The organism is Mesorhizobium sp. M7A.F.Ca.AU.001.01.1.1, from assembly GCF_004022735.1.
Classification (GTDB): Bacteria; Pseudomonadota; Alphaproteobacteria; order Rhizobiales; family Rhizobiaceae; genus Mesorhizobium; species Mesorhizobium ciceri.
On sequence record NZ_RZPF01000424.1, the window covers coordinates 1 to 5,737 of the forward strand.

General features: G+C 63.4%; 6 protein-coding genes and 1 pseudogene. 3 read left to right on the forward strand and 4 right to left on the reverse strand.

Annotated elements, in window-relative coordinates; genetic code table 11:
- Positions 1 to 50: 50 nt before the first annotated feature.
- Entirely contained in the window at positions 51 to 641 is a 591-nt protein-coding gene (locus EN884_RS23105; RefSeq protein ID WP_027164125.1) for a biotin transporter BioY, read from the reverse strand.
- A gap of 117 nt (positions 642 to 758) precedes the next feature.
- Between EN884_RS23105 and EN884_RS23110 the strand changes: the two genes are divergently transcribed.
- The gene (locus EN884_RS23110; protein WP_013532737.1) at positions 759 to 1,667 is read left to right on the forward strand and encodes an MBL fold metallo-hydrolase; all 909 of its coding nucleotides are present in this window, start codon (positions 759 to 761) and stop codon (positions 1,665 to 1,667) included.
- Between the two features lie 31 nt (positions 1,668 to 1,698).
- Here EN884_RS23110 and EN884_RS23115 read toward each other — a convergent pair whose 3' ends face one another.
- Both EN884_RS23115 and EN884_RS23120 read right to left on the reverse strand, forming a co-directional pair.
- On the reverse strand, positions 1,699 to 2,484 hold the full coding sequence (locus EN884_RS23115; protein ID WP_013532738.1) for a DUF1499 domain-containing protein: 786 nt from the start codon (positions 2,482 to 2,484) through the stop codon (positions 1,699 to 1,701).
- Between the two features lie 80 nt (positions 2,485 to 2,564).
- Entirely contained in the window at positions 2,565 to 4,193 is a 1,629-nt protein-coding gene (locus EN884_RS23120) for a fatty-acid--CoA ligase (RefSeq protein WP_063167687.1), read from the reverse strand.
- Positions 4,194 to 4,375: 182 nt separating this feature from the next.
- Between EN884_RS23120 and EN884_RS23125 the strand changes: the two genes are divergently transcribed.
- Positions 4,376 to 4,732, forward strand: coding sequence for a hypothetical protein (locus EN884_RS23125; protein WP_013532740.1), 357 nt, complete (start codon positions 4,376 to 4,378; stop codon positions 4,730 to 4,732).
- A gap of 147 nt (positions 4,733 to 4,879) precedes the next feature.
- Positions 4,880 to 5,269, forward strand: a complete 390-nt coding sequence (locus EN884_RS23130) for a DUF427 domain-containing protein (protein ID WP_013532741.1) — start codon at positions 4,880 to 4,882, stop codon at positions 5,267 to 5,269.
- A 35-nt stretch (positions 5,270 to 5,304) separates the two neighbouring features.
- Here EN884_RS23130 and EN884_RS23135 read toward each other — a convergent pair.
- Positions 5,305 to 5,737, reverse strand: a pseudogene (locus tag EN884_RS23135) (polysaccharide deacetylase); the annotation flags it as partial.

Here is a 5,737-nt window from a genome sequence, read left to right on the forward strand (position 1 = left end):
CCCCACGCCAGCCAAGGCTTGATTGCTCAAGCCGCTGGTCTGCTCGGGCTTCAGCCGCGCTTGAGCAGCGTCCAGACGGCCGGCACCAGGCTTGCCGCGAGAGCCACCTTGATCAGGTCGCCGACGATGAACGGCACGACGCCGAACTGCCACGACTTTTCCGGACCGATGAGCAGCGCCAGCCAGGCAAAGCCCATCGCCATCATGACGACTTCGCCAACCAGCATGGCGTTGAAAAGCTTGATCGGATGGCGGTCCCAGCCGCGATCCGCCGCCCAGCCGACAATGGCCGCCATGACCACGAAGCCGGCGAGATAGCCGCCGGTCGAGCCGAGCATGTAGGCAATGCCGAGACCCTTTTCAGGCGTGCTCTGGAAGACGGGGAAGCCCATGGCGCCCTCGGCCATGTAGAGCAGCAGGGTGGCGACGCCGAGACGCATGCCGAAAGCGGCGGCAATCAGCAGCACGGCCAGCGTCTGCATCGAAATGTCGACCGGCCCGAGCATCACCTTGGTCTTGGCCGACAGTGTCAGCACAAGCGTTCCGGCGATGGCCAGGAAAAGCTGCGTTGCCAGCCGCGCCGCGCCGCTTTGCGGCAGAGCCAGAGAAACAAGCGGACGCATCGTAGTTGCAATTGCCATGGTATTTCCCCAATCCGATTGCCGCTACCAGATGTTCGCGGCCTCACATCCTCCTATATTGGCTTGCGTGTTATGCGGCAATCGGTTTTGCCGTTTCCCCAAACAAGGCACCGATGCATGGCACTGAAGTTCGAGACCGGCTTCGACCCCCTCTATGGCCAGGGGGTGAGCGTCGCGCCCGATGTCCAGCGCATCACGGCCCGCAATCCAAGCCCTTTCACCTTTCACGGCACCAACAGCTACATAATTGGCCGCGATACGCTGGCGGTGATCGATCCGGGGCCGCATGACGAGGCGCATCTGCGGACCCTGCTCGAAGTGATCGCAGGCCGGCCAGTCAGCCATATCTTCGTCAGCCATACGCATCGCGACCACTCCCCGCTGGCGGCCCGGCTGAAAGAGCGCACCGGCGCCATCGTGCTGGCCGAGGGGCCGCACCGGCCGGCAAGAGCCCTGCACATCGGCGAGACCAATGCGCTCGACGCCAGTGCAGACATGGCTTTCGTTCCCGACATCGCCCTTTCCGACGGCGAGGCGGTCGATGGCGACGGCTGGTCGATCAGGACGGTTCTGACCCCGGGCCACACCGCCAATCATGCGGCATTCGCGCTGGAAGGAACCGGCATCCTGTTTTCGGCCGATCATGTCATGGCCTGGGCAACCTCCATCGTCGCCCCGCCGGATGGAGCGATGGCCGATTACATGGCCTCGCTGGACCGTCTAATCGACCGCGAGGACCGCTTGCTGCTGCCCGGACATGGCGGGCCGGTGACGGCACCGCGCGCTTTCATGCGCGGGCTGAAGACGCACCGCAAGATGCGCGAGCGAGCCATCCTGGAGCGGGTCAGAGAAGGCGACCGGACGATTCCCGACATGGTCAGGGCGATCTACAGGGATACCGATCCGCGGCTGCATGGCGCCGCCGGATTGTCGGTGCTTGCCCATCTCGAGGATCTGACGGCGCGCGGTCTGGTTGTGACCGATGCCGCACCGGCCATCGACGGCATTTTCACGCCGGCCGGATAGGCAACGCAGCCCACTGCCAAGTGCCCGTGCCTCACTCGGCCGGCGCGGCGCCAACCTGACCGGCGACTTCCTGGTCGAGCTCGGCAAGGAAATCGACAATACGCGCGGCATTGTCGCCAAGGTCGTAGCGACCGTAGCGGGACGCCGACCGCATGTCGACGATGACCGTATCGCCATCGTCCGTCACGCGGATCGCCACATCGGCGGGAAGGCCGATCACGAAGCCCTTGGCGACGGCGGTGATGGTCACCTCGCTTTGCCCGGCGAGATCAGGATAGGGTTCCGATAGATCCCAGTCGCGCCGGTCGAGTACGGTTTCGACGGCATTGACGACAGTCTCGAACGGCAGGTCGTAGCTGCGTGCGCTGACCAGCGGATAGCTATCGGTCTGCAGCCGCTGTTCCCCAGGCGTCGACGGCGCAAGCACGTTCATATCCTTCTTGCGGTCGCTCACGTCGAGCGCCGGCGGTTCGTCGAAATCCGTCGAGATGTCCCTGAGCGGCGGATAGATCGTCGCCCAGTAGGCGGCGACGCCGTAGGGTGCGAGCACCAGCAGCGCCAGCAGCGCGCCGACCGTCAGGTCGCGACCGCCGCGGTCGCCGAAATTCCAGAGCCGCGAAAAGGCAAACCCGGCAAACAACAGCGCCATCGCCGCCAGCAGCGCGACAATGCCGAGCACCCACAGAAAGACAGGTGTTTCGACGAGATCGAAGCGATGGCCGACAAAGACCGTCAGCAGCAGCACCAACGAAAAAGCGGCCGTGCGCCGCGACCATCCGGCCGCCCTCGACGTTTGCCGTTCAGGAATACTTGCCATCGATTGCCGCACCACCCCAACCCGAACGGAGACTTAGAACCTTTTTGCGATGCCATGAAGCCGAAACATGCGACATCGCGTCAATCCGTCGGCAGGCGATAATCCTTGAACTGCTGGCGCAAGGTGATCTTCTGGATCTTGCCGGTGGCGGTGTGCGGAATTTCACCGACGAAGGCGACATCGTCCGGCATCCACCATTTGGCCACCTTGCCGTCCATGAAGTCGAGAATATCAGCCTTGCTCGGTTCCTTGCCCGGTTTGCGGACGACGACCAGCAGCGGCCGTTCGCCCCATTTCGAATGGTGGACGCCGATGGCTGCCGCCTCGGCGACATCGGGGTGACCGACAGCCAGGTTCTCGAGGTCGATGGTCGAAATCCATTCGCCGCCGGACTTGATGACGTCCTTGGCACGATCGGTGATCTGCATATAGCCGCCCGCGTCGATGTGGGCGACGTCGCCGGTATCGAACCAGCCGTCCCCGTCGAACTGCTCCACGCCGGCGCCGCCATAATAGGCACGGGCAACGGCCGGCCCACGCACTTTCAGGCGGCCAAATGTCTTGCCGTCCCAGGGTTGCGCATTGTTGTCGTCGTCGGTCACCTTCATTTCGACGCCGAACGGCGGATAGCCCTGTTTCTGCTGGACATCGAGCCGGGCTTCGCCCTCAAGACCAGCATAGTCCGGCTTCAGGGTGCACAGCGTGCCGAGCGGCGACATTTCGGTCATGCCCCAGGCATGGATGACCTGGACATCGTAGTTCTGCTGAAACTTCGTCATGATCGCGCGCGGGCAGGACGAGCCGCCGATGACGACCTTATTGAGATAGGGAAGCTTCTTGCCGGTCTCCTCCAGATGCTGCAGCAGCATCATCCAGACGGTCGGCACGGCCGCACTGAAGGTCACCTTCTCGGTATCGAGCAGTTCATAGATCGAGGCGCCGTCCATCTTGCAGCCGGGCATGACCAGCTTGGCGCCGATCATCGGCCCGCTCTGGCCAAGGCCCCAGGCATTGGCGTGAAACATCGGCACGACAGGCAGGATCGTGTCGCGCGACGACAACCCCATGGCGTCGGGCATGGCGGCGATCATGGCGTGCAGCACGTTCGAACGGTGGCTGTAGACGACGCCCTTGGGATCGCCCGTGGTCCCGGAGGTGTAACACATGCCTGCGGCGGTGCTTTCGTCGAAGGTCTTCCAGGCGAAGTCGCCATCCGCCTCGTCAAGCCACTCTTCATAGGCGACCACATTGGGCAACGTCGTCTGCGGCATGTGTGCCTTGTCGGTCAGCACGATCACCTGTTTCAGCGACTTGACGGCGCCGGCGATCTTCTCGAGCAGCGGCACGAAAGTCAGGTCGACGAAGACTGCCTTGTCCTCGGCATGGTTCATGATCCAGACGATCTGCTCGGGAAACAGCCGCGGATTGAGCGTGTGGTAGATGGCGCCGATGCCCATGATGCCGTACCAGGCCTCGATGTGGCGGGCGGTGTTCCAGGCCAGCGTCGCGATGCGGTCGCCCAACCCATAGCCGTCGCGCTCCAGCCGCTGGGCGACCTTCAGGGCGCGACGATGGATGTCGGCGTAGGTGGTGCGCACGATCGGCCCTTCGATCGAGCGTGACACGATCTCGCGCATGCCATGCTGCCGCTCGGCATTGTCGATGAGCTTATGGCAAAGCAGCGGCCATTCCTGCATCAGTCCCAGCATTCGGTCCTCCCTCACGCTTTTGCGTTGTGCTTTTTGTCCCATTGTGGAGCGAACCGACGGATTGTCCAGCCGCCAATACGGCCGAGCACTGCATTGGGAACAACCGCCACAATCCGGCCATCGTCGGCGTTAAGCTTCGTTAACGGGCAAAGGGGTGCGATTGGCGACTGAAAGAGGTTCGCATGGACGCGCAGCTCGACGACAAGGCTCTCGAGAGTACGCTTGCCGAAAGTCTGGCCGATCTGGTGCCGGACACAAAGACTGTTTCCGAAGATGAATTTGTTGAAGTTGTCGGCGGCGCGCTGGAAGCGGTCGGCGGCACGTTGCTGTTCAAGATGTGCGTCCAGAACCAGGGCGAGGACCAGCACGTCGCAGCCGCGTCAGTCGGCGATGGCGGAAACCGCCAGTTCCTGCTGCTCACCTTGCCGACCGGCGGTGGTTCCCTGAAGGTCGAGACCGTATCGAGAAGCAGCAACCCGGTCGCCGGTATTGCTGCCGCCTATGCGGGTCTCATGGACGTGTTCAAGGCCGCTGCCTGACAGCTGACGACAAGTATCGAGGATATTCGGAGGCGCGATCCGGCAGTGCCGGCCTGGGCAGGTGTTTGCGTGTTGCATGGCGACGGCAGGCCTTGAACAATGCGTTTGCGCGACACATCTCAAAGTCGACGCAAGGAGAGCCGCCGCATGGATCAGATCGCCAACCCCGCACCCGGTTTCCAACGCAACCCGGACAAAATCATCACCATCGAGCCCTATGCCGGCACCGTTACCGTGCGCGCCGGAGACGTGGTCATCGCTTCAACAGCGAAGGCCAAGGTGCTGACCGAAGCTCCCTATCCGGCGGCCTTCTACATTCCGTTCGCCGACATCGATTTCGGCAAGCTTGGCCGCACCGACCACTCGACCCATTGCCCCTACAAGGGCGATGCAAGCTATTGGAGCGTGCTGCCTGCCGGCGAGACCGGCCAGAACGCCATGTGGGCCTATGAACGGCCTTTCGACGAGATGGCTGAAATCGGCAACCACGGCGCATTCTACGCCAGCAAGGTCACGATCGAAGCCAAACCGGACTGAGCCAACGCCGAAGCGGGATACGCTCGGCTGGCCACTCACTCCGTGGTGCCGTTATTGCCGATGCCCTCGGCATCGTCGAGCCGCACAAAGGTCAAGCCCTTGGCCTTGAGCGCCAGCAGCCCCTGCACCACGCCTTCGCCTGCCGCATGGGTCGGCTGGTTGATATGCGAGATAATGACGTCGCCGTCCTTGGCCGCCGCGATGCGCCGCGCGGTTTCCTTGGCGCCGAGCAAGGAGCCGCCGTCGCCGTTTATCGAGAATCCCGCGACCTTGAAGCCAAGCTTGCGGATCATGGCGATTGCCGACGGGCTGTATTCGGCGGTTGCGCCACGAAACCATTTCGGCGCCGGCTCGCCGGTCCCGGCAAGAGCGGCGGCCCCCGATTCGACCTCGGCCAGCACCGCATCCGGGCTGCCGGCGCTGCGGATGCCGTAGATTTTCCGCGGCGTGTCGACCGCCGGGATGTGG

Bases quoted from the DNA above. Each gene is read 5' to 3' on its own strand.
- EN884_RS23105 (WP_027164125.1), bottom strand. From the start codon at position 641: ATGGCAATTGCAACTACGATGCGTCCGCTTGTTTCTCTGGCTCTGCCG.
- EN884_RS23110 (WP_013532737.1), top strand. From the start codon at position 759: ATGGCACTGAAGTTCGAGACCGGCTTCGACCCCCTCTATGGCCAGGGG.
- EN884_RS23115 (WP_013532738.1), bottom strand. From the start codon at position 2,484: ATGGCAAGTATTCCTGAACGGCAAACGTCGAGGGCGGCCGGATGGTCG.
- EN884_RS23120 (WP_063167687.1), bottom strand. From the start codon at position 4,193: ATGCTGGGACTGATGCAGGAATGGCCGCTGCTTTGCCATAAGCTCATC.
- EN884_RS23125 (WP_013532740.1), top strand. From the start codon at position 4,376: ATGGACGCGCAGCTCGACGACAAGGCTCTCGAGAGTACGCTTGCCGAA.
- EN884_RS23130 (WP_013532741.1), top strand. From the start codon at position 4,880: ATGGATCAGATCGCCAACCCCGCACCCGGTTTCCAACGCAACCCGGAC.